Below are 21029 nucleotides of genomic sequence, written 5' to 3' on the forward strand. Positions count from 1 at the left end.
GAACTGCTCGCGAGCGCCGGCCCGTGATCGCGCACGCCCGTGCCGTCCGCACCGTGGCAACGTGCACAGAACCCGCATACACACCGGCCCCGGGCGCTTGCTGGCCGCTTTCCGGGCGCGGGCCGGCGGGCGTCAACCGCGGCACGCCGACGCCCAGCGGATTCGTCGCGGCGGTCGGTTGCGCGGGCAACGATTTGAGGTACACGGAGATCGCCCGACGATCGTCCTCCGTCAGCAATGCAGTGCTTTCGCCGACGACCGGGGCCATCGCGCCGAACACCGAGCCGCGCGCCGCATGGCGCTGCGCAGGAACGCGGCCGATGTCGTCGGTCCGACCAGCGGCCGAGGCCGTCCGAGTCCGCGCCGGTCAGGTTCGGCGCGAACCAGTGATCGTTGATACCGCCGGTCAGGAACGCGGGGGCTGCGTTCGTCGTAGCCGCGTTCGTTGTAGGCCGGCCCGCGCGGCGTATGGCATGCGCCGCAATGGCCGAGCCCCTGCACGAGATAGCGCACCGCGATTCCATTGCGCTGATTGCGACGGCTGGGCGTGAACCGGTCGCGGTTCGCGAACGCGAGGCTCCACAGCCCGAGGGCCCAGCGCTGGTTGAACGGAAACGGGAGTTGCGTGAGCTTCGCCGCGTTCGGGGAAGGCGCGACGCCGCGCATGAAATACGCGTACAGCGCGCGCACGTCGTCGTCGGTCAGGTGCGCGAGCGACGGGTACGGCATCGCCGGATACAGCCGGCTGCCGCGCGCACGCCGCGCCGCAACGCGTCGTCGAACTGGCGCAGCGTGTAGGCCGATCCCGTGCGTCGGGTCCGGCGTGATGTTCGGCGCATAGATCGGCCCGAACGGCGAATTCACCGGCTGGCCGCCCGCGTACGGCGTATGGTCGGCCGCGTCGTGGCACGCGGCGCAATCGCCGGCCAGCGCGAGATAGCGGCCGCGCGATCGTCGCGGCGTCGGCGCTCGCCGCCGCCGCAGCAATGACCGGGCGGGCGGGCGGTCGACGCGGGAGCGGAGTCCGGCGGCGGGGCGGCAAGCGCCGGACGCTGCCGCATTGGCGACACTCGCCTTCCGCTTGCGTGAAAGCCGCGGATCCTCTCTCGCACGAGCGGACATCGACGCACCGGCATCGGCCGCCGACGCGTGAATCCGCACGAACCGCCAGCCAGACGCTGGCTCGGGCGCTTCGGCCGCCGACGCGGCGTCGGCCGTATCGCCGGCTGCCGCTGCGTTGTCGTCGGGCTGCATGTCGCACGCGCCGAGCATGACACCACAGCGCGAGCGCGACACCCGCACGGCGGCCGGGAACGCAGCACGAAGCGAACGAGATCAGCGCCATGGACTGCAAGGCCCCACGAAAGCCGTGACGATTCCCGTGAACACGAGACCGATCACGAAGCCGAGCGCGGCGAGCATTCCGCAGCGCGCGAGAAAGCGCGTACTATCGTCGCGCGTCACGGCGGGCGCATCGGCATCGCGTCCGATATCGGTGCCGCCACGCCCGCGCGAGCCACGTCGCGCAGGCCGCGGCCAGTGCGAACGCGCCCGCGGCGATCAGTGCGAGCCACACGCCGACATGCGTCCAGCGCGGCGCGGCCTGCGCGACGCCGAGCGGATAGCATGCGGTGGACGCGAGCGTTTCGGACACGAGCATCTGCGCAAACCCACAGCGCGGGCGCGCCGACGAGGCCGGCCGCGATCGCGAGCAGCGGGGTCCACGCGCGTCGGGCGTCGCTCATCCCGTGCTCCTCCAGCCAGAACGGCGATACGTACAGCGCGGTGAAGATGAACAGCCACACGATGTCGACGAAGTGCCAGTAGAGCCCGCCGACCGTCCAGCGCGACGCGTCGCTCGCGGCTGAAGAAACCGGCGGCCGTCCACCCCCGCGAGCAGCGCGAGGATCGCGAGGCCGGCCACGACATGCGCGAGGTGGAACCCGGTGATCGTGAAATAGAGGCTGCCGTACAGGTGCGCGGTCGGGCCGTACGGATGGTCGCGCCATTCGTGAAGCTGGACCAGCGCGAACGCGGTGCCGAGCACCAGCGCGACGACGAGCATCGCGACCGCGCGGGCCTGCCGCTCGGCCCGCACCGCGCGCTCGGCGAGCCACACGAACACGCTGCTCGACAGCAGCACGACCGTGTTGACGGCCGCGAGCCCGATCTTCGGCATCCCTTCGGGCGGCCACGGCGCGGACCATTGCGACTGCAGGTAGAAATAGCAGAACAGCAGATAGCCGAACAGCCCGGCCTCGGTCACGATCAGCGTGAGCACACCCGACCAGCCGCCCCGCGCGTTCGCCGCAACTGCCGACCGGCAGCGGGTCGATGCAGCCGGCCGGCGCGCCGGCCGGTACCGTGGCCGACGGCGGTTCGGCCGGCTGCGGCCCGGCGGCCGCGGCAGGCGTCTGCGTGTTCGCGCGGGCGGGCAGGTGAGCACGTTGCCCGAGCGCGCGGCGCGGCCACAGCCACACGGCGGTGGCGACCGCGCAACCGGCCGCGGCCACGCACACGAGCGTCGGCGAGCGCACGAGCATCGCCGCGAACACGGCGGTCGCCAGCAGCGCGAGCACGAACGGCACGCAACTGTCGTCGGCATCTTCAGGATCGCGCTCGGCGCCGCGGCGAGCGGCGTGACGGCGAGCGCCTCGCGCCCGTGTGCGAGCCGGTAGCCGACCCGCAGGCTGGTGCGCGTCGGATCGTCGCGCGTTTCCCACAGCGGATGCCGCGACGCGACGAGCGGGAGCACCGCGAAGTTGTACACGGGCGTCGGCGACGCGACCGACCACTCGAGGCCCGCCGCGCCCCACGGATTGTCGCCGGCGCGCACGCCGCGCCGTGCGCTCACCAGCGCGTTGACGACGAACATCACGATGCCGATCCCGAACACGAACGAGCCGATCGTCGTCAGCAGGTTAGACGTGTCCCAGCCCATCCCCGATGGATACGTATAGATGCGTCGCGGCATCCCGAGCAACCCGGAAACGTGCATCGGGAAGAAGCCGAGGTTGAAGCCGATCAGCACGACCCAGAAGGTCCAGCGGCCGAGCCGCTCGTTCATCATCCGCCCGGTGAACTTCGGGAACCAGTACGCGACGCCGCCGAGCACCGGGAACACGTTGATGCCGAGCAGCACGTAATGCAGGTGCGCGACGACGAAGTACGTATCGGTGAGCTGCCAGTCGAGCGGCACGGCCGCCGTCATCACGCCCGACACGCCGCCGATCACGAACATCAGCACGAAGCCCGCGAAATACAGGAACGGCGTGCGAAACACGGGGCGGCCGGTCCAGATCGTCGCGATCCACGCAAACACCGCGACCGCGCTCGGAATCGAGATCAGCATGCTCGCGGCGCCGAAGAACGCGAGCGCGAGCGGCGCGATGCCGGTCGCGAACATGTGGTGGACCCACACCTCGAAGCCGATCAGCATCGTCGCCACCGTCGATACCGCGACGGCCTCGTACGCGACGAGCGGCCGTCGACAGAAGGTCGGCAGGGCGTCCGACACGATCCCCATCGCCGGCAGCACGACCACGTACACCCACGGATGCGCGAACATCCAGAACAGGTGCTGCCACAACAGCGGCCGGCCGCCGTGCGCGACGTCGAAGAAGTGCGTGCCCGCATTGCGGTCGAGCCACAGCAGCAGGAACGCGAGGCTCACCGACGGCACCGCCACCAGGTTCGCGACCGACGCGGTCAGCGTGCCCCACACGATGATCGGCACGCGGTCGATCGACATGCCGTGCGCGCGCATCCGCAGCAGCGTGACGACGAAGTTCGCGGCGCCGCCGGTCGTCGAGATGCCGAGCAGGATCATCCCGAGCGCATAGATGTCGATGTTCGCGCCGGCGCTGTAGTCGAGCGACGTGAGCGGCACGTAGTTGAACCAGCCGCCGTCCGGCACCGCGCCGAGCGGAAAGCTCGCGTACAGGAACAACCCGGCGAACAGGAACGACCAGTACGAGAACGCGTTCAGCCGCGGGAACGCCATGTCGCGCGAGCCGAGCATCAGCGGCCACAGGTAGTTCGCGAAGCCGGACAGCACCGGCAGCGCGTACAGGAAGATCATCGTGACGCCGTGCATCGTGAACAGTGAATCGTATTGCGCGGGCGTGAGCAGCGTCGCGTTCGGTCGTGCGAGCTGGATGCGCATCACGAGCGCCTCCACGCCGCCGAGCAGCAGGAAAGCGAACGCGGTGACGATGTAGCGCAGCCCGATGCGCTTGTGATCGACGGTGCCGAGCCAGCCGCGCCAGCCGGGTTCCGATTCCCACAGCTCGGCCAGCGCGCGCTCGTGCGCGGAACCGGGCGGCGCTTCGCCGAGATCGGGTACGCGGTTGAGCGGGGCCGGCGTGTCGCGGGCAATGGCCATCGGCATCCTCGATTCAGTGCAGCGTCGCCAGATACGCGGCGAGATCGTCGGCGTCGCGCGGCGCGAGCGCGATCGACGGCATCAGCGACTGCGGCTTGATCTGCTGCGCATGCGCGACCCAGCGGCGCAGGTTGTCGGGCGTGTTGTCGAGCGTGCCGGCCGCGAGCAGCCGGCGCGTGCCGACGTGCGTGAGATCGGGGCCCGCGTCGCCCGCCGCGTCGGTGCCGCGCACCGCGTGACAGCCCGCGCAGCGCGCGGCGAACACGCGCTGGCCGCGGCGTTCGGCGCTCGCCGCGGGGGCCGGAGCCGGTTGGCGCTGCGCGGCGAGCCACGCACGGAACGCGGCCGGCGGCTCGGCCACGACTTCGAACGCCATGTGCGCGTGCTGCGCGCCGCAGTATTGCGAGCACTGCCCGCGATAGACGCCCGGCCGGTCGGCCTGCAGCCATTGGCGATTGGTCTGGCCGGGTATCGTCTGCGTCTTGCCGGCGAGTTGCGGCACCCAGAACGCGTGGATCACGTCGGCGCTCTTCAGTTCGATTGCGATGGGTTCGCCTACCGGAATATGGATCTCGTTCGCCGTGACGAAGCCGGCCCCGTCAATATCGTCCGGATAACGCACGGCCCACCACCAGTCCTGCGCGGTCACGGCGATCGTCAGCGCGGGCGGACGCGGCGGCGCCGCGACGGCACCCAGCACCCGCAGCATGTAGACGAGCGCGCCGAACAGCAGCACGATCGAGATCGCGGTGCCCACGGTCACGATCGTCAGCCCGCTGCCGTGGCCGGCGCCTGCCTGCGCGCGACGGCGAAACAGCGCGATCAGCAGCAGCACCGCGATCGCGACGCAGACGAACGTGCACAGCGCGAGCAGCGCCCAGCCGAGCACGAAGACCGGCTGCGCCGCAGGGCCGGCCGCGTGCACGACGTACGCGAGCGGCAGCGGCGCGGACGGATTGCCGGGCTCGGCAGGCGCGGCGGCCGCGCGCGCGACGATCGGCACGATCGTCCACGCGACCGGTGCGATCCATGCGGCATGACGGGTTTTCAGGAACGGCGGAACGGGCAACGCGACTCCTTGCCGGGTTGGGCGGCATGACGACGGCCGTTCGCGGCGGAGCAAATTTCATGCGCACGCGGCTCGCACGCATGCGGCTGTGGAAGGGCGGGATGACGTGCACGACGGCCGGTGCGTTACAGCCGGCTTGTAAATTGGGCGGCCATTCACGTCGCCGAACGCGCTTTTCCGCGGCCGGCTTCCGGCTCGTGCAGGTGTACCGGATACAGCGGCGCGACGACGCGCACGCGCTGTTCGAACGGCCACTCGGCTTCCGTGACGATGTCGGGCTGCGATCCGAGGAGTACGACGTGAGGGCGCGGCCCATGTGCGGGATTTCCCGTTCACACTCGCGCAAGTCAGGCGTCGTAAACGCGGTGCTCGGCGGTGCTCGGCGGTGCTCGCACGGCCGGGCGACGGGCGAGACGACGCCGACATCGGCCAGCACCGTCCCGCGCGCTTGCCTTACGATTCGCCTTTGCCGCGCTTGTCGCCGTGTTCGCCGTTGCCGGGCAGCACGGCCGACAGCACCTGCCGCGCGGTCTCGACGATCACGTTCGCTTCACGCGGGTCGCCTTTCGCCAGCGTTTCGGCAAAATGCTTCGCCTGCTGCAGCGTCACGTGCGGCGGCAGCGGCGGCACCTCGGGGTCGCTCTTCACTTCGAGCACGACCGGCCGGTCGGACGCGAGCGCTTCGTCCCACGCGGCGCCGAGCTGTTCCGGATCGTCGACGTAGATGCCCTTGAGGCCGAGGAGGGTCGCGAAGCGGTAGTACGGCACGTTCGGGATCTGCTGCGACGCGTCGAACTTCGGGTCGCCCTCCATCACGCGCTGCTCCCACGTGACCTGGTTCAGGTCCTCGTTGTTCAGCACCATGCAGATCCAGCGCGGGTCGGGCCACTGGCGCCAGTATTTCGCGACCGTGATCAGCTCGGCCATGTTGTTCATCTGCATCGCGCCGTCGCCGACCATCGCGATCACCGGGCGCACCGGGTGCGCGAACTTCGCGGCGATCGCGTAAGGCACCGCGGCGCCCATCGACGCGAGGCCGCCGGACAGCGATCCCATCATCCCGCGCCGCATCATCAGGTCGCGCGCATACCAGTTCGCGCAGGAGCCCGAATCGCTCGTCAGGATCACGTCGTCGGGCAGGCGCGGCGACAGCTCGGTGAACGCGCGTTGCGGATTCACTCCGCGGCCCGCGCTGGCCTTCGCGGCCGCGCGGGCGGCGAGCGTCTCGCGCCAGTCGCGGTTCCATTTCGCGATCCGGTCGCGCCATGCGGTGTCGCGCCGCTCGTTCAGGAGCGGCAGCAGCGCGCGCAGCGTCTCGGCGCTGTCGCCGACCAGATTGACTTCCATCGGATAGCGCAGGCTCAGCATGTCGGCCTTCAGGTCGATCTGCACGCCGCGCGCCTGGCCTTCCTTCGGCAGGAACTCCGAATACGGAAAGCCGGAGCCGACGACCAGCAGCGTGTCGCATTCGGTCATCAGCTCGTAGCTGGGCTTCGTGCCGAGTAGCCCGATCGAGCCGGTGACCCACGGCAGGTCGTCCGGCAGCGCGGCCTTGCCCAGCAGCGCCTTCGCGGCGCCGGCGCCGAGCCGGTCGGCCACCGCGATGACTTCGTCGGTCGCCTTCAGCGCGCCGGCGCCGACCAGCAGCGCGACTTTCGATCCCGCGTTGAGCACGTCGGCCGCGCGCCGCAGGTCGTCCGCGTACGGGACGACTTTCGGTGCCGTATAGCCTACCCCCGAATGCACGGTGCCGTGCGCGCGCTTCGGTGGCGCGTAGTCGAGCTCCTGCAGGTCGTTCGGCAGCACGAGCGCGGTGACCGTGCGCGCGCCGAGCGCGGTGCGCACCGCGCGGTCGACCAGGTGCCGCACCTGGCCCGGTACCGTCGCAAGCTGAACGAATGCGCCCGCAACGTCCTTGTAAAGGGCCGGCAGATCCACTTCCTGCTGGTAGTGGCCGCCGAGCGCCGCGCGCGCCTGCTGGCCGACGATCGCGAGCACGGGCATGTGGTCGAGCCGCGCGTCGTACAGGCCCGTCACGAGGTGCGTGGCGCCGGGGCCGGAGGTCGCGACGCATACGCCGAGCTCGCCTGTAAATTTTGCATGCGCGGACGCCATGAAGGCCGCCATCTCCTCGTGGCGAGCCTGGATGAATTCGATCTTGCCGTCCGCGCGGTTCAGCGCGCCGAAAAAGCCGTTGATGCCGTCGCCCGGGTAGCCGTAGATGCGGCGCACGCCCCAGTCGTACAGCCGCTGGACGATGAAATCCGCCACTGTCGCCATGCCGTTTCTCCTTGGTTCGGGATGAGCCGATGCGGGGCTGCCGCGCAAGGCACGTGCCGCGCCGCGTGCGTCGGGCACGGCGGTTGCACGCGGCATCCGCGAGCAACGAGCAAGCTGACCGGAGCGCAACGATGGCCGCATTCGCACGCTGGTCGCGCCCAGCGACGCGCGTGCGTGGTGGCGGTAACGCGGGTCGCGCGGCCTCAGCCGTTTCAATGCGTGCGAACGGAAGGGGGATGACGCACGCGGACCGTTCACTTTCTTGTCGAGGATTCGTCTCATGCGTGCATTCAACCGTTCATCCATACGCCGTTGTGCCGCCAGCGCGCTGCTCGCGGCGTGCGCGTCGGCGCTGCCCGCGGCCGCACAGTTGCGCCCGGCCAATCCGGTCAGCGTGCCCGACACGTCCACGCAGGCGTTCAAGCGCGCCGACCGAAAAATGATGGAAGCGATGGAAAGCGCGCCGTATACGGGCGACGCCGACCGCGATTTCGTCGCGCACATGGCGCCGCATCACCAGGGCGCGATCGACATGGCGCAGGTCGAACTCAAATACGGCAAGGACCCGACGCTGCGGCAGCTCGCGAGCCGGATCGTCGCCGCGCAGCGCGACGAGATCGCGTTGATGGAGCGCTGGCAGAAGGAGCACGGCAGCACGCCGTGAACCGCGATGCGAGACGGCGATACGCGGGCGGCCGTACCGGTGGTTCCGCATCCGGCAAGCGGCGACGTCGGACGCGCGCCGAGTCGATGGCCGCGTGGACGGGCAGGCGCGACGGGAGGTGCGATGCATGGACGGTAAGCGCGAGAGCACAGGCCGCTCGATCGACAGCGTCGCCGACTACATGACCATGATCGGCGCGCAGCGGCAGACGATGGCGCTGCGGCTTTTTCGCGGCCAGTGCAATGCCGGCTGGCCGCTCGCGCCGGGCATCGCGCGGCAGCACGCGTCGCCCGACGTCGAAGCGCGGATGCTCGACGAATTCACGCGGCGCGCGCTGCCGCATCTCGAACCCGGGCAGAACCTCGAGGCATGCGACTGGCTCGCGCTCGCGCAGCAGCACGGGATGCGCACGCGCCTGCTCGACTGGTCCGGCAACGCGCTGGCCGCGCTGTGGTTCGCGGTCAGGCGCGCGGGCGAATCGGGCGGCGACGGCGTGGTGTGGTGCCTGTCGCACGACGCCGACGACATCGCGACCGCCGCGGACCGGCGCGCGCCGCTGGAGGTCACGCGCACCAAGGTGTTCCGGCCGCGTCACGTCATGCCGAGGATCACCGCGCAGGACGGCTGGTTCACGATTCACCGTTATGACGCGCGCGGCGGGCGCTTCGTGCCGCTCGACGAGGACGCGGATCTCGCCGGCCGCCTCGTGCGCATCGCCGTGCCGGGCGCCCGGTTCGCGTCGATCAGGCAGGAGCTTGCCGGCGTCGGCGTGAGCATCGCGACGATCTTTCCGGATCTCGACGGCATCGCCCAACTGACCGACACGCGCTATTTCCCGGACGACGAGGACACGCACGCACCGCGCTGAAGCCGGCGCTGCGTGGGCGTACGGGGCGGGCACGCGTGATGCTTCTCCCGACGGCGCGCACGCGGGACCGAACCCCGAGTGGCCGCTGGCGTACGGTTCGCGGCGGGCGGCGAGGCGGCTCATGCGCGCATTCAAACAGTCTATCGATCCGGGAGGCATTCATGCGCGAACTCAACGAACCACCGAGCGACCGTCGCGGCACGGCGTGCAAGCGCGGCGCCGGTTCCGGGCCGGCCGGGCACGCCGTTACCCGTGCGTTCGAACGTTTTGCGTCGCGCGTGACCACCTGGGCCGGCTCGCCGGTCGCGTTCGGCAGCGCGGTCGCGATCACCGCGATATGGCTCGTGAGCGGGCCGGTGTTTCACTACTCGGACGCGTGGCAGCTCGTCATCAATACCGGCACCACGATCATCACGTTTCTGATGGTGTTCCTGCTGCAGCGCAACCAGAATCGCGACAGCGTGGCGTTGCACCTGAAGCTCGACGAACTGCTCGCCGTCACGCGCGCGGCGAGCGACCGGCTGATCGGGATCGAGGATGCGTCCGAGGAAGAATTGCGCGCGTTGGCGCAGACCTACGTCGAAATGGCGCAGCGCGCGGCCGAGCGCGGCGACGACGAGCCGGGCGGAAAACGGGCGGAAGCGGCCGACACGAAAACGGCCGACACGCCGCCCGAATCCTGATCTCGCGATCGAGCGATGCGCGGCCCGATGATTTTTCAAACGCTTGTCGTTTCCGGCGCCGCATCGCGGCGCGACGGCTCGTACGCGCCGCTCGCGGCGGGGAACGGCACGTGCTGCATGCCGACACGAAGCCCGGTCGTTCCGGGTATAGCCCAGGGTGCCGCCATGAACTCCAGAGTCCCGTCGAATCCGTTGTTGAATCTTGCGGTGGCCGTCGCCTGCGGGGCGGCCGCGATGTACTTCCTCGATCCTGCGTCCGGCCGGCGCCGCCGCGCGTATCTGCGCGACAAGGCGGCCGCGGGCCGGCACGACGTGGCCGATTATGCGAATACGCAGGTGAAGCGGGCGGCCGACCATGCGCGCGGCGCGATCGCCGGGCTGCGGGCCGACTGGCTCGCGGGCGACGCGAACGACGTACAGGTCGCCGAGCGCGTGCGTGCGGCGCTCGGCCGGCTCGTCGCTCGCCCGCGCGACATCGACGTGAGCGTCGACCGCGGCAACGTGTGCCTGACCGGACAGGTCGACGAGGCCGAACGGCAGGCGCTGATCGACGGTGTCGCCGCGCTGCATGGCGTGCATCGCGTCGAGGACGCGATGGGCGCGCGCAGCGAATACAAGGCGCCGACCGACGGTCATTCGCAGTGACGCGGCCGCGGCTGCCCGCCCCGGCGGGGGCCGGTGAACGAGTACGACATGCATTCGGCGCACGCACGGCTGCCGGAACGACGGCAGCCTGGCGCCTCAACCGGAGCCACCCATGACCGAACGCCAGCCTCCCGACACGACGTCCGCGCATCCGGAGCCGGGCGCGCACGACGCGCTCGAACATCTGCTCGGCAGCCTGCATCGGCACGGCTTCCTGCGCTTCGCGAACGAGGTCGTCAGCGCGAACGCGCGGCTGGCCGACACGTTCGTCGACGCGCTCGACAAGCCCGGCATGCAGAGCGGCATGCAGAATCTCGCGATGCTCGTGACCGCGCTCTCGCGCATTCCGCCGGAACAGTTCGGCCGCGCCGCGTTCGCGGCGGCCGACGCGCTGCATCACGTCGGCGCATGGCAACCGGCGCAGCACCCGCACGTCGCGCCCGGCGTGCGCGGCGTCTACCGCTTGCTGCACGACGAGGCGCTGTGGGATGCATTGACGCCGCTGCTCGAAGGGCTGAAGGTCTTCGCACAAGGGCTTGCGCGCGATCCGCAGCCGCCCGTCGCTGGGCTCAGCGAGACGGCGAAAGACGCATGACCGCGCCCGGTCGCGGATCGCTCGCCACGCACAGGCCCGCGAACTGACGGATGATGCGCTGCGTCGGCGCGCTCGCCGGCCAGTGCGGCACCGCGTCGATGCCGACCCAGCGGCACAGCGCGATTTCCCGGCCCGGGCAAGCGTGCGCGCCGCGCGGCAGGCTCGCGACGAACACGTGATGACGCTTCACGCTGCCGTCCACGTAGAAGAAATACGCGAGTTCGAGACCGGTGAGCCCGGTTTCCTCGCGAAGTTCGCGATGCGCGGCGTCGAGCGCCGATTCGCCGCGCCGGATCACGCCGCCGGGCAGCGTCCAGCGCGACGATCGCCCGCGGGCGACCAGCAGCACGCGCCGGTTGCGATGGCAGACGATCGTGGCGCGTTCCTTCGCCAGCGGCGCGAGCGGTACCGCGCGAACGGGGAAATCGGACGGGTCGGGTAGCGTCATGCAGGGCAGGCGGCAGATGGGCGAAAGATCCATGCGCCGCCTGCCGCAACGTGCGTTCCCGCTTCGCTGTCGCATGTGCCCTCGTGCGAGTGTTTCGGGCCCTGCTGGCCAGCCTTCGTCCGCGATTTTTCAACGGCTTGTCATTTCTGCCGCCGCCCGCTGCGGCCGTTTCGCGCGAGTGGGACGGCGGTATGGCGCGACGCGCGTCGATCACGCGTCGCCGGGTTCGGCAGAGGGCGTGCCACGCGGCGGCGTCCCGCTTGGCGGTGCCGCCGGCTTGCCTTCCGCAGGGTCGTGCGCGCTGCGCGGCGGCGGCGTGGCGGTGCCGCGGCGCTTGCCTTCGGGGCCGGGCGTGCTGTCGCCGCGATCTTCGTCGCGTGTGTCGGTGTCGAGCGGGGTCGAGTGTGTCATGGTTCGCGAGTCCTGTCGGGGCGGTCGAGGCGTACACGTCGCGCATCGCGCATGCCGCGGTGGACGACGCGCGTTGCCGGGCCCGCTGTTTGCTCGATCGCGCGTTTGAGGTCGGCGCGGGCAATGGCGCCCGCGGCCGCCGCCTGGAGCCCCGTTTCATGTCCGATGCGATCCTGTGCCCGTGGTCCGTTCGTGAGCGATCTTGCGTCGCGCTGCGGCGCACGTCGACACCAGGACGGCGCGGCACCGGCGCGCCGGACGCGTTCGCGCCGGCGGTGGCCGGCGTCGTACTGTCGACGCCGCTGCCTACCCGCTGGCCTGCCGTCCTCGCCCGCGCGGGCGACGACCCGTCCGGCGGCGGCAGCGGCTCGGGAGCGGCGCCGGGCCGCAACGGCGAGCACCCGACCGACGCGCCGGGCGGCGGTGGCGGCGACGGCCATCCGCACGACGATCGTGGCGGCCGCACCGGCGGCGACGGAGACGGGAACGGCAACAACGGCGAAGGCGAACGCAAGCGGCCCAGTAAGAAAACGCTGATCATTCTCGGCGCGGTGCTGGTCGTGCTGCTCGTCGGCGGGCTCGTCTGGTGGCTCGCGACGCGCAACCAGGAAAGCACCGACGATGCGTACACCGACGGCAACGCGATCGCGGTCGCGCCGCACGTGTCCGGCTACGTGACGCGGCTCGCGGTCGACGACAACAGCTTCGTACGGCGTGGCGACCTGCTCGTCGAGATCGATCCGCGCGACTACCGCGCGCAGGTCGACGCGGCGCAGGCGCAGCTCGGTCTCGCACAGGCGCAGCTCGACGCGGCGCGCGTGCAGCTCGATATCGCGCGTGTGCAGTATCCGGCCCAGTACCGGCAGGCACGCGCGCAGATCGAATCGGCGGAAGCCGCGTACCGGCAGGCGCTCGCCGCGCAGGCGCGGCAGCGGGCGGTCGATGCGCGCGCAACTTCCCAGCAGGCGATCGATGCGGCCGACGCGCAACGCGCGACCGCCGACGCGAACGTCGCGATGGCCCAGGCGCAGGCGCGCACCGCGAGCCTCGTGCCGCAGCAGATCCGGCAGGCCGAGACGGCCGTCGAGGAACGCCGCCAGCAGGTGCTGCAGGCGCGCGCGCAGCTCGAGACGGCCAACCTGAACCTGTCGTACTGCGAGATGCGCGCGCCGTCCGACGGCTGGGTCACGCGGCGCAACGTGCAATTGGGCTCGTTCCTGCAAGCCGGCACGTCGATCTTCTCGATCGTCACGCCGCGCGTGTGGATCACCGCGAATTTCAAGGAGTCGCAGCTCGAACGGATGCGCGTCGGCGATCGCGTCGACGTGTCGGTCGACGCGTATCCCGATCTCGACCTGCATGGCCACGTCGACAGCATCCAGCTCGGCAGCGGCTCGCGCTTCTCCGCATTCCCTGCCGAGAACGCGACCGGCAACTTCGTGAAGATCGTGCAGCGCGTGCCGGTGAAGATCGTGCTCGACGGCCCGCTGCCGACCCGTCCGCCGCTCGGTCTCGGCCTGTCGGTCGAGCCGACCGTCCATCTGAAATGACCGGCCGCCGTGCCGCGGCCGGCGTCGACCGGAGCGATCCGATGCCCGATACCCGCATGCCGTTCCCGCCTCGCGAGGTCCGCCGATGAACCGGCCGCCCGACCGCGGCGGCGCGTCCGGCGGCGCATGGCGCCCCGCCGCGAACCCGTGGCTCATCGCGATCGTCGTCACGCTCGCCGCGTTCATGGAGGTGCTCGACACGACGATCGTCAACGTCGCGCTGCCGCACATCGCCGGCACGATGTCGGCGAGCTACGACGAGGCGACCTGGACGCTCACGTCGTACCTCGTCGCGAACGGCATCGTGCTGCCGATCTCGGGCTTCCTCGGGCGCCTGCTCGGCCGCAAGCGCTACTTCCTGCTGTGCATCGCCGCGTTCACCGTGTGCTCGTTCCTGTGCGGCGTCGCGACCAACCTCGGCGAACTGATCGTGTTCCGCGTGCTGCAGGGGCTGTTCGGCGGCGGGCTGCAGCCAAACCAGCAGTCGATCATCCTCGATACGTTCCCGCCCGAGCAGCGCAACCGCGCGTTCTCGATCTCGGCGATCGCGATCGTCGTCGCGCCGGTGCTCGGACCGACGCTCGGCGGCTGGATCACCGACCATTTCTCGTGGCGCTGGGTGTTTCTGCTCAACGTGCCGATCGGCGCGCTGACCGTGCTCGCGGTGATGCAGCTCGTCGAGGATCCGCCGTGGCGGCGCGGCGCCGAGCGCGGGATCTCGATCGACTACATCGGCATCGGGCTGATCGCGATCGGGCTCGGCTGCCTGCAGGTGATGCTCGATCGCGGCGAGGACGAGGACTGGTTCGGCTCGACCTTCATCCGCGTCTTCGCGGTGCTGTCCGCGCTCGGGCTGATCGGTGCGACGCTGTGGCTGCTGCGCACGAAGAAACCGGTGGTCGACCTGTCGTGCCTGCGCGACCGCAATTTCGCGCTCGGCTGCGTGACGATCGCGACGTTCGCGGCGGTGCTGTACGGCAGCGCGGTGATCGTGCCGCAGCTCGCCCAGCAGCATCTCGGCTACACGGCGACGCTCGCGGGGCTCGTGCTGTCGCCCGGCGCGCTGCTGATCACGCTCGAGATTCCGCTCGTGAGCCGGCTGATGCCGCACGTGCAGACGCGCTATCTCGTCGGGTTCGGCTTCGTGCTGCTGTGCGGCGCGCTGATCTATTCGCGCATGCTGGTGCCGGACATCGACTACAAGCACCTCGTGATGATCCGGTGCGCGCAGTCGCTCGCGATCGGCTTCATGTTCGTGCCGATCACGACGCTCGCGTACCTGACCGTGCCGCGGCGGCTCAACGACGACGCGTCCGCGCTGTTCACGATGTTCCGCAACGTCGCGGGCTCGATCGGCATCTCGGTGTCGACCGCGCTGATCCGCGAGCGCACGCAGGCGCGCATGGCGCACCTGTCCACGCACATGTCGACGCTGTCGCAGAACTTCCAGGATGCGCTGCGGGAGAACGCGCGCGCGATCGGCGCGCTGACGGGCGCGCCGCCGCCGGCCGCGTTGCAGACCGCGACCGGCCGGCTCTACGAAACGTTCGTCTCGCAGGCGACGATCCTCGCGTATATCGACGTGTTCGCGATCCTCGCGGTGTTCTGCGCGTTCAGCATTCCGCTGACGTTCCTGTTCTCGCCGGCGAAGGCCGCGCGCGGCGCGGGAGGGCATTGACATGCGCATGCGCCGCGACAATCGCAGCCACCGCCTGATTCGCCGCATCGTGTGCGGCGCGATGACGACGATCATCGCCGGCTGCACCGTCGGCCCCGATTACCAGCCGCCGCAAGCGGACGTCCCGGCCACCTGGCATGCGATGCAGGCGGACGGGCCGGCGGCCGCCCCCGCATCCGGCGTGGCCGCGCGGTCGTCGCCCACGATCGACGCCGATCCCGATCCGCGCTGGTGGCGCGCGTTTGGCGATCCGCTGCTCGACCGGCTCGTCGAGCGCGCCGCGCACGACAACCTCGACGTGCAGGCGGCCGTGCTGCGCATCGCGCAGGCACGCGCGCAGGTGCGCGCGGCCGCCGCGCAGGGCTTGCCGAACGTGCGCGCGAATGCGAGCTACCAGCGCGAGCAGCTCGGCCTGAAGGGCATCGTCGAGGAGCAGGGCATCGACCAGCGCGTCGATCGTCTCGGCGCGCCAGGCTCACCGCTCGACCGGTTCGGGCCAGGCACCGGAGCAAGCGTGCAGCAAGGTGCGCGCGGCGCGCTCGATGCCCTCGAATCGCCGGTCAACCTGTGGCAGGCCGGGTTCGACGCATCGTGGGAACTGGACCTGTTCGGCCGCGTGCGCCGCTCGGTCGAAGCGGCCGGCGCGCAGACGAGCGCCGCGGTCGCGAGCCGCGACGACGCGTTGCTGTCGCTCGAGGCCGAAGTCGCGCAGACCTATCTGCAACTGCGCGGCGCGCAAGCGCAGCGCGCGCTGGCCGACGACCTGCAACGCGCGCAGCGCGAATTGCTCGACCTGACGCGCGAGCAGGCCGCGCACGGTCTCGCGAGCGATCTCGACGTGCGCAGCGCCGACGCGCGGCTCGCGCAGATCCGCGCGCAACTGCCGCAGTTCGACCAGCAGATCGTGCTGCTGCGCAACGGTCTCGCCTATCTGGTCGGCGGCGCGCCGGGCGCGCTCGACGACTGGCTGGCCGCCCCGCGCGCGTTGCCGGCGGTGCCGCCGACCGTGCCGGTCGGCCTGCCGTCGACGCTCGCGCGCCGGCGCCCCGACATCCGCCGTGCGGAGGCCGAGCTGCATGCGGCCACCGCCGACGTCGGCGTCGCGGTCGCGCAGTTCTATCCGGACATTTCGCTGACGGGGCAGGTCGGCCTGCGCGCGTCGCACGTGCGCGAGCTCGCGCACTGGTCGCATCTGTTCTACGCGTTCGGGCCGGCCGTGTCGCTGCCGATCTTTTCCGGCGGCGCGCTCGTGTCGAACCTGCGGCTGTCGCAGGCGCGCCAGGCCGAAGCGGCGCTCGCGTACCGGCAAGCCGTGCTCGTCGCGCTGCGCGACGTCGACAATGCGCTGGCCGTATACCGCACCGACCAGGCGCGCGCGGCCGCGCTCGACGACGCGGTGAAGGCCGAACAGGGCGCGCTGGACCTCGCGCGCGATCGCTACCGGAAGGGCCTGTCGCCGTTCCTCGACGTGCTGGATGCCGAGCGGCAATGGGCGGAGGGCCGGCAGCAGGCCGAGCAGGGCGCGTTGCAGACGACCACCGATCTCGTCGCGCTGTACAAGGCGCTCGGCGGCGGCTGGCAGGCGGGGCCGGCCGCGAATGAGGATACCGGCACGGCGCGCGCGCAGTAGCCTCGCGCGCGCGGCGGGCATCGGGTGCCGCGCTCGCGCAACGCCGTCCGGCGGCCCGCGCGCGGCCTCAATCCCATGCGTGCTTGCTGAACTGATAGCCCCTGGAGCGGATGGTCTTGATCCGTTTCGGTTCGTTCGCGTCGTCGCGCAGCTTGCGGCGCAGCTTCGAGATGCGGCCGTCGATCGAACGATCGAGGCCGTCGAACGCGATGCCGCGCAGCAGCAGCGTCAGGTCTTCCCGGCTCACCACCTCGCCCGCGCGGCACACGAGGGCCCACAGCAGATCGAATTCCGTCGACGTCAGGCGCGGCATGCTGCCGTCGGGCAGATGCACGCGGCGATCGGCCCGGTCGATCGAGAACTTGCCGAACACGTATCGCTGCGGCGAATCCGGCACGGCGTCGCCCGCCGGCACGCGCGTGCGCCGCAACTGCGCCTTGATTCGCGCGAGCAGCAGACGCGGTTCGAGCGGCTTGCGGAGAAAATCGTCCGCGCCGAGTTCCAGGCCGAGCAATTCGTCGAACGGCTCGTCGCGGCCCGTCACCATGATCACGATGCCGTCGTACTGCATGCGCGCCGCGCGGCAGATCTCGAAGCCGTCCTTGCCGGGCAGGTTGACGTCGAGCAGCACCACGTCGGGGCGGCTCCCGACGATCGCCGCTGCCGCGCCGGCGCCGTCGCACAGCGTGTCCACCTGGTAATGATGCGTGCGCAGGTACTCGGCGATCAGCGCGGACAGCGGGACGTCGTCTTCGACGATCAGGATTCGGATGGGCATCGCTAAACGAAGGGGCAAAACGGGAAGGTGGCGAGCGGTCAGGCCCAGTCCGAGCGTGTCGTGGCCGAAGCGACGTGGATGATACTGCGCAACATTCCGATGGAATGTGGGGAAATCTGAATCGTTCGGTGAGCTTATCTACGCGCCAATCGCCGCCATCGGAGGAAACGCGCGGGGCGAGCGACGCGAGGCCGCGCGTGAGGCTGAAACGGTTCGACGCGAGAGCCGGCGCGGCGCTCGGGACGATGCGCGCCCGCGCATCCGTCAGACGAAAACGTTTGCGCCACTTCGACGCCGCGCACCGTTCCCGCACCGCCCGACACCAGGCCGGGCAAGGTTAGTCGACATATCATTACAAAATATTACCGACGTCCGCGTTCCGCTCCCTACAATCCACACACCTGATTCGCGCGTCGCGCATTGCGCCTGTTTCGCGATCGTATCGGCTACCGGTCTCGGCGAAGCGTCAAGTCATGTCGCTCACGCGCGAGTCGGGTCGCCGCCGCGGCGGCTCCCGATGGGCAGTCGGGCGGATGCGATCGATTACTGACGGGGGAAGCGAAATGACGCCGTTGCAAGTCGTCCAGAGTCTCGACGCACTCACGCATGCGATCGAAGCGGCGGTGGCGCGCGCCGACTGGAGCGAGGCCGTTCGGGCCGCCGAGACGCGTTCGGCGTTCATCGTTGCGCTTGCACCCGATCAACCGGACGAGGTCGTGTCGGCGCTGATGAAAGTGCAGGAGATCGACGTCCGGATTTCCACCGTCGCGCGCGACACGCTGGAGGCGCTCATCGCGGAGGGCTGGATGGCGCTGCACGCAGCCCGCACGACGACGAACGCGCTGAGGGCGCGGCAGCGGTCGCTCGATGCCGGCGCCGCAGCCACGCGACACTGAAATCCGTTTCCTTTGGTGATGGCATGAAATTCAGAGAACGCGCCAGTCAGGTCGATGCAACACGGTGGTTCGCCGAGGGCGACCATGAACGGGTAGAGCGCCGTCACGGCCTGTGGGCGATCGCGACGCCGGAAGGCTGGCGATCCGTGAAGCCGGGCGACTGGATCGTGCGCGACGAATCCGGCAACTGCTGGCCGATGGACGACGGCCTCTTCATGCATCGCTACGAACCGGTCGCCGACTGACTTGGCCGCCGGTTCGACGCGCCTACCGGCGCTTGCGTGAAAACAGCAATGAATCTGCGTCGTTGAAACGGATGCGCCGCGGCTCGCCGTACCCGGCTTTCTCCGCGACCCGGATCGACGCGACATTCGTCGGCGCGATCAGACACACGCTGCGCTCGAACCGCTGTTGCGCGTCGAGCCATGCGAGCGCGGCCGCGAGCGCCTCGGTCGCATAGCCGTTGCCTTGCGCCCACGTCGCCAGCGCCCAGCCGGCTTCCGGCACGCCGCGGATCGGCGGGTCGATGTTGCGGTGGAAATCCGCGAAGCCGAGATCGCCGACGTAACGCCCCGACGCCTTTTCGCGAATCGCCCAGTACCCATAGCCGAGCAGCGGCCACAGCCCGCGATACGCGAGCATGCGCATCCACGAGTCGCGCGGCGTGGAAGGCGTGCCGTTGAAGATGTGCGCGACGACGCCCGGTTCCGCCCACATCGTGGCGAGTGCGTCGAAGTCGCCGAGCGGGTGGCCTTCAAGGATCAGACGGGGCGTGTCGAGAACGGGCGGAGACGAGACGGGGGGCACGGCGCTGAATGTCATCGGGCGTTCCATGAGGAAGGGGCGGCGACGCAGGGCGCCGCGCTCGGGTCTCGTACGATACCGCGTAAACGGCGACGTGGACGCAATTCCCCGCCCGCATCGGGGCATGCGGGCGCATCGCGCGGACGGCGCCGGCCGGCGGTGCCCGCATGGACCGGCTCGCGTGACGACGTCGCGGTCGGACGCATCGCGCGGGGCGTTCGACGAATGCGGCTGTTCGTCGCCGTGTGCGAACGCCTGTAGCGAACCCCGACAGCGGCGAGCGGTCGGCCTGCTTCCTGACGGTGGTCATCGCCGCGCCCGCGTGCTGCGCGCAACGCGGGATCGCGCCCGTGCCGGACGGCGTTACTTGCGGCTTTTCAGGAACGAGCGCCCTTCGGCCGTGATCGATGCGCCGGAGCGGCCGTGCGGAGGATGGCTGACGAACCCGGCGTTGACGAGCTCCCGCGCGATCGACCAGCCGAGCGCCGGCGCATCGCGGCCGTAGCGAACATCGGCGAGGCGTTCGAGCGCCCAGATCGCGGAGGCCGACAGGTTGGGGGTGTTGGACGTGAGCGTATCGTTCATGGCTTCCTCGGGAAATAGCGTTTCGGGGTGGGCGGCACACGGCCGGACGGGAGGAGGTGCAAGCATCAGCTTGCCTGCAACAACGGCAGCAGCGCGTGCAGCGCCGCTTCCTCGTCGGGGCCGGTGGCGAGCACCTGGGCCGACGTGCCGCCGTGAACCTGCAGCGACGCGATCGCGCCGCTGTCTTTTGCGTTGCTGCCGTGCCCGTTCGCGATCAGCTGGATGTCGCTGTCGAAGCGGCGTGCCGCGTCGACGGTCGCATCGCGCGCGGCGCGGCCGCGATTGCGGTTCCATGCGGGGCCGATTTCAACGTACACAACGGTTGCCACGATGCTGGAAAGCCTCCGGACAAGTGGGCGGGGCGGCGCGCGACATGCAGGGTTACGCACGTGTAGCGGACATCGGGCGGCTGGCATGTCACGAATTCCCGCAGGGGCGCGGGTGCCGGCCGGGTGCATTGTACGCGCCATTCGGCGCGAACATGCCGACATCCGCTGCAAAGGCGTATTCAAATTCGCGGATTGTCGGAAAGTGGGGGATTATAATGCATCGGCCAGATCATGTGAATTACATTATAATGCCGTGTGCGCCGATGCCGGCCCGCGGCGTTGCCGGCGGGCGAGTCTCGGCGTATCCGGGCGCGCAACCTGCTCGCCCGGCATCGTCGACCGACCCGAACTCCTCCTGAATGGAAGTTGCAATGAATGCCCCCGCCTGCCCGCAATGCGCGATGGAAAACACTTACCCCGACGGCGCGCTGACCGTGTGCGCGGACTGCGGCCATGAATGGTCGGCCGACGCCGGCGCCGACGCCGGTGACGAACCGGCGGGCGACGTCGTCAAGGACGCGAACGGCAACGTGCTGTCGGACGGCGATTCGGTCGTGCTGATCAAGGACCTGCGCGTGAAGGGTTCGTCAATCACGCTGAAGATGGGCACCAAGGTCAAGAGCATCCGGCTCGTCGGCGGCGATCACGAAGTCGACTGCAAGACCGACATGGGCGGCTTCATGCTGAAGGCGTGCTACTTGAAGAAGGTCTGAGCGCACGGTCAGGCGACCG

General features: G+C 70.2%; 20 protein-coding genes and 2 pseudogenes. 11 read left to right on the plus strand and 11 right to left on the minus strand.

Features of this window, described 5'->3' with window-relative positions; all coding sequences use genetic code 11:
• Positions 1 to 231: 231 nt before the first annotated feature.
• From WS64_RS16300 to WS64_RS16320, 5 genes and pseudogenes are all read right to left on the minus strand, one after another.
• On the minus strand, positions 232 to 1254 hold the full coding sequence (locus WS64_RS16300; RefSeq protein ID WP_155720440.1) for a c-type cytochrome: 1023 nt from the start codon (positions 1252 to 1254) through the stop codon (positions 232 to 234).
• A gap of 81 nt (positions 1255 to 1335) precedes the next feature.
• Positions 1336 to 1745, minus strand: a pseudogene (locus tag WS64_RS35255) (cytochrome C oxidase subunit I).
• Positions 1746 to 4384 (minus strand): annotated as a pseudogene (gene ctaD / locus WS64_RS34335) (cytochrome c oxidase subunit I); the annotation flags it as partial.
• Positions 4385 to 4397: 13 nt separating this feature from the next.
• Positions 4398 to 5453, minus strand: coding sequence for a cytochrome c oxidase subunit II (gene coxB / locus WS64_RS16315; protein WP_060966988.1), 1056 nt, complete (start codon positions 5451 to 5453; stop codon positions 4398 to 4400).
• A gap of 453 nt (positions 5454 to 5906) precedes the next feature.
• Positions 5907 to 7733, minus strand: coding sequence for a thiamine pyrophosphate-requiring protein (locus WS64_RS16320; RefSeq protein WP_060966989.1), 1827 nt, complete (start codon positions 7731 to 7733; stop codon positions 5907 to 5909).
• A gap of 280 nt (positions 7734 to 8013) precedes the next feature.
• On the opposite strand from WS64_RS16320, the gene copM reads away from it, so the two are divergent.
• The 5 genes from copM to WS64_RS16345 all read left to right on the plus strand — a co-directional run bounded on the left by copM (position 8014) and on the right by WS64_RS16345 (position 11188).
• Positions 8014 to 8397, plus strand: coding sequence for a CopM family metallochaperone (gene copM, locus WS64_RS16325; RefSeq protein ID WP_059575094.1), 384 nt, complete (start codon positions 8014 to 8016; stop codon positions 8395 to 8397).
• Positions 8398 to 8524: 127 nt separating this feature from the next.
• Positions 8525 to 9265 (plus strand): FRG domain-containing protein, encoded by a 741-nt coding sequence (locus WS64_RS16330; protein ID WP_059575096.1) that lies wholly within the window; start codon positions 8525 to 8527, stop codon positions 9263 to 9265.
• Positions 9266 to 9426: 161 nt separating this feature from the next.
• On the plus strand, positions 9427 to 9948 hold the full coding sequence (locus WS64_RS16335; protein WP_059575098.1) for a low affinity iron permease family protein: 522 nt from the start codon (positions 9427 to 9429) through the stop codon (positions 9946 to 9948).
• A 165-nt stretch (positions 9949 to 10113) separates the two neighbouring features.
• Positions 10114 to 10593: a BON domain-containing protein gene (locus WS64_RS16340; RefSeq protein WP_060966990.1), complete on the plus strand. Its 480-nt coding sequence runs from the start codon at positions 10114 to 10116 to the stop codon at positions 10591 to 10593.
• Between the two features lie 112 nt (positions 10594 to 10705).
• Positions 10706 to 11188, plus strand: coding sequence for a hypothetical protein (locus tag WS64_RS16345; protein WP_059637317.1), 483 nt, complete (start codon positions 10706 to 10708; stop codon positions 11186 to 11188).
• Here the strand turns inward: WS64_RS16345 and WS64_RS16350 are convergent.
• On the minus strand, positions 11163 to 11636 hold the full coding sequence (locus tag WS64_RS16350) for an NUDIX hydrolase (protein WP_059637321.1): 474 nt from the start codon (positions 11634 to 11636) through the stop codon (positions 11163 to 11165). The genes WS64_RS16345 and WS64_RS16350 overlap by 26 nt on opposite strands.
• Before the next feature lie 210 nt (positions 11637 to 11846).
• Positions 11847 to 12047 (minus strand): hypothetical protein, encoded by a 201-nt coding sequence (locus tag WS64_RS16355; RefSeq protein ID WP_060966991.1) that lies wholly within the window; start codon positions 12045 to 12047, stop codon positions 11847 to 11849.
• Positions 12048 to 12205: 158 nt separating this feature from the next.
• On the opposite strand from WS64_RS16355, the gene WS64_RS16360 reads away from it, so the two are divergent.
• The 3 genes from WS64_RS16360 (at position 12206) to WS64_RS16370 (ending at position 16905) form a co-directional block, all read left to right on the plus strand.
• On the plus strand, positions 12206 to 13597 hold the full coding sequence (locus tag WS64_RS16360; protein WP_060967459.1) for an HlyD family secretion protein: 1392 nt from the start codon (positions 12206 to 12208) through the stop codon (positions 13595 to 13597).
• Positions 13598 to 13682: 85 nt separating this feature from the next.
• Complete coding sequence (locus WS64_RS16365; RefSeq protein ID WP_059637324.1) at positions 13683 to 15275, plus strand: DHA2 family efflux MFS transporter permease subunit; 1593 nt, start codon at positions 13683 to 13685, stop codon at positions 15273 to 15275.
• A 1-nt stretch (position 15276) separates the two neighbouring features.
• Positions 15277 to 16905, plus strand: a complete 1629-nt coding sequence (locus tag WS64_RS16370) for an efflux transporter outer membrane subunit (RefSeq protein ID WP_155720441.1) — start codon at positions 15277 to 15279, stop codon at positions 16903 to 16905.
• 67 nt (positions 16906 to 16972) lie between these two features.
• Here the strand turns inward: WS64_RS16370 and WS64_RS16375 are convergent, their stop codons facing one another.
• On the minus strand, positions 16973 to 17683 hold the full coding sequence (locus tag WS64_RS16375; protein WP_059637327.1) for a response regulator: 711 nt from the start codon (positions 17681 to 17683) through the stop codon (positions 16973 to 16975).
• Between the two features lie 473 nt (positions 17684 to 18156).
• Between WS64_RS16375 and WS64_RS16380 the strand changes: the two genes are divergently transcribed.
• Positions 18157 to 18579, plus strand: a complete 423-nt coding sequence (locus WS64_RS16380) for a hypothetical protein (RefSeq protein WP_244166604.1) — start codon at positions 18157 to 18159, stop codon at positions 18577 to 18579.
• Between the two features lie 23 nt (positions 18580 to 18602).
• A complete protein-coding gene (locus WS64_RS16385; RefSeq protein WP_059575116.1) occupies positions 18603 to 18824 on the plus strand; it encodes a hypothetical protein in 222 nt (73 codons plus the stop codon).
• Between the two features lie 22 nt (positions 18825 to 18846).
• On the opposite strand, the gene WS64_RS16390 is transcribed toward WS64_RS16385, so the two are convergent.
• The 3 genes from WS64_RS16390 to WS64_RS16400 form a co-directional block, all read right to left on the minus strand.
• Positions 18847 to 19413 (minus strand): GNAT family N-acetyltransferase, encoded by a 567-nt coding sequence (locus WS64_RS16390; protein ID WP_060966993.1) that lies wholly within the window; start codon positions 19411 to 19413, stop codon positions 18847 to 18849.
• Between the two features lie 333 nt (positions 19414 to 19746).
• Positions 19747 to 19968, minus strand: coding sequence for a hypothetical protein (locus WS64_RS16395; RefSeq protein WP_059575120.1), 222 nt, complete (start codon positions 19966 to 19968; stop codon positions 19747 to 19749).
• 65 nt (positions 19969 to 20033) lie between these two features.
• Positions 20034 to 20297, minus strand: a complete 264-nt coding sequence (locus tag WS64_RS16400; RefSeq protein WP_059575122.1) for an HPr family phosphocarrier protein — start codon at positions 20295 to 20297, stop codon at positions 20034 to 20036.
• Positions 20298 to 20656: 359 nt separating this feature from the next.
• Between WS64_RS16400 and WS64_RS16405 the strand changes: the two genes are divergently transcribed.
• Positions 20657 to 21010 (plus strand): zinc ribbon domain-containing protein YjdM, encoded by a 354-nt coding sequence (locus WS64_RS16405; RefSeq protein WP_432206248.1) that lies wholly within the window; start codon positions 20657 to 20659, stop codon positions 21008 to 21010.
• Positions 21011 to 21029: the final 19 nt, after the last annotated feature.

The sequence above is a fragment of the Burkholderia anthina genome (assembly GCF_001547525.1).
In the GTDB taxonomy this organism is placed as follows: domain Bacteria; phylum Pseudomonadota; class Gammaproteobacteria; order Burkholderiales; family Burkholderiaceae; genus Burkholderia; species Burkholderia semiarida.

Bases quoted from the DNA above. Each gene is read 5' to 3' on its own strand.
- WS64_RS16300 (WP_155720440.1), bottom strand. From the start codon at position 1,254: ATGCAGCCCGACGACAACGCAGCGGCAGCCGGCGATACGGCCGACGCC.
- WS64_RS16320 (WP_060966989.1), bottom strand. From the start codon at position 7,733: ATGGCGACAGTGGCGGATTTCATCGTCCAGCGGCTGTACGACTGGGGC.
- copM (WP_059575094.1), top strand. From the start codon at position 8,014: ATGCGTGCATTCAACCGTTCATCCATACGCCGTTGTGCCGCCAGCGCG.
- WS64_RS16330 (WP_059575096.1), top strand. From the start codon at position 8,525: ATGGACGGTAAGCGCGAGAGCACAGGCCGCTCGATCGACAGCGTCGCC.
- WS64_RS16335 (WP_059575098.1), top strand. From the start codon at position 9,427: ATGCGCGAACTCAACGAACCACCGAGCGACCGTCGCGGCACGGCGTGC.
- WS64_RS16340 (WP_060966990.1), top strand. From the start codon at position 10,114: ATGAACTCCAGAGTCCCGTCGAATCCGTTGTTGAATCTTGCGGTGGCC.
- WS64_RS16345 (WP_059637317.1), top strand. From the start codon at position 10,706: ATGACCGAACGCCAGCCTCCCGACACGACGTCCGCGCATCCGGAGCCG.
- WS64_RS16350 (WP_059637321.1), bottom strand. From the start codon at position 11,636: ATGACGCTACCCGACCCGTCCGATTTCCCCGTTCGCGCGGTACCGCTC.
- WS64_RS16355 (WP_060966991.1), bottom strand. From the start codon at position 12,047: ATGACACACTCGACCCCGCTCGACACCGACACACGCGACGAAGATCGC.
- WS64_RS16360 (WP_060967459.1), top strand. From the start codon at position 12,206: ATGTCCGATGCGATCCTGTGCCCGTGGTCCGTTCGTGAGCGATCTTGC.
- WS64_RS16365 (WP_059637324.1), top strand. From the start codon at position 13,683: ATGAACCGGCCGCCCGACCGCGGCGGCGCGTCCGGCGGCGCATGGCGC.
- WS64_RS16370 (WP_155720441.1), top strand. From the start codon at position 15,277: ATGCGCATGCGCCGCGACAATCGCAGCCACCGCCTGATTCGCCGCATC.
- WS64_RS16375 (WP_059637327.1), bottom strand. From the start codon at position 17,683: ATGCCCATCCGAATCCTGATCGTCGAAGACGACGTCCCGCTGTCCGCG.
- WS64_RS16380 (WP_244166604.1), top strand. From the start codon at position 18,157: ATGTCGCTCACGCGCGAGTCGGGTCGCCGCCGCGGCGGCTCCCGATGG.
- WS64_RS16385 (WP_059575116.1), top strand. From the start codon at position 18,603: ATGAAATTCAGAGAACGCGCCAGTCAGGTCGATGCAACACGGTGGTTC.
- WS64_RS16390 (WP_060966993.1), bottom strand. From the start codon at position 19,413: ATGGAACGCCCGATGACATTCAGCGCCGTGCCCCCCGTCTCGTCTCCG.
- WS64_RS16395 (WP_059575120.1), bottom strand. From the start codon at position 19,968: ATGAACGATACGCTCACGTCCAACACCCCCAACCTGTCGGCCTCCGCG.
- WS64_RS16405 (WP_432206248.1), top strand. From the start codon at position 20,657: ATGGAAGTTGCAATGAATGCCCCCGCCTGCCCGCAATGCGCGATGGAA.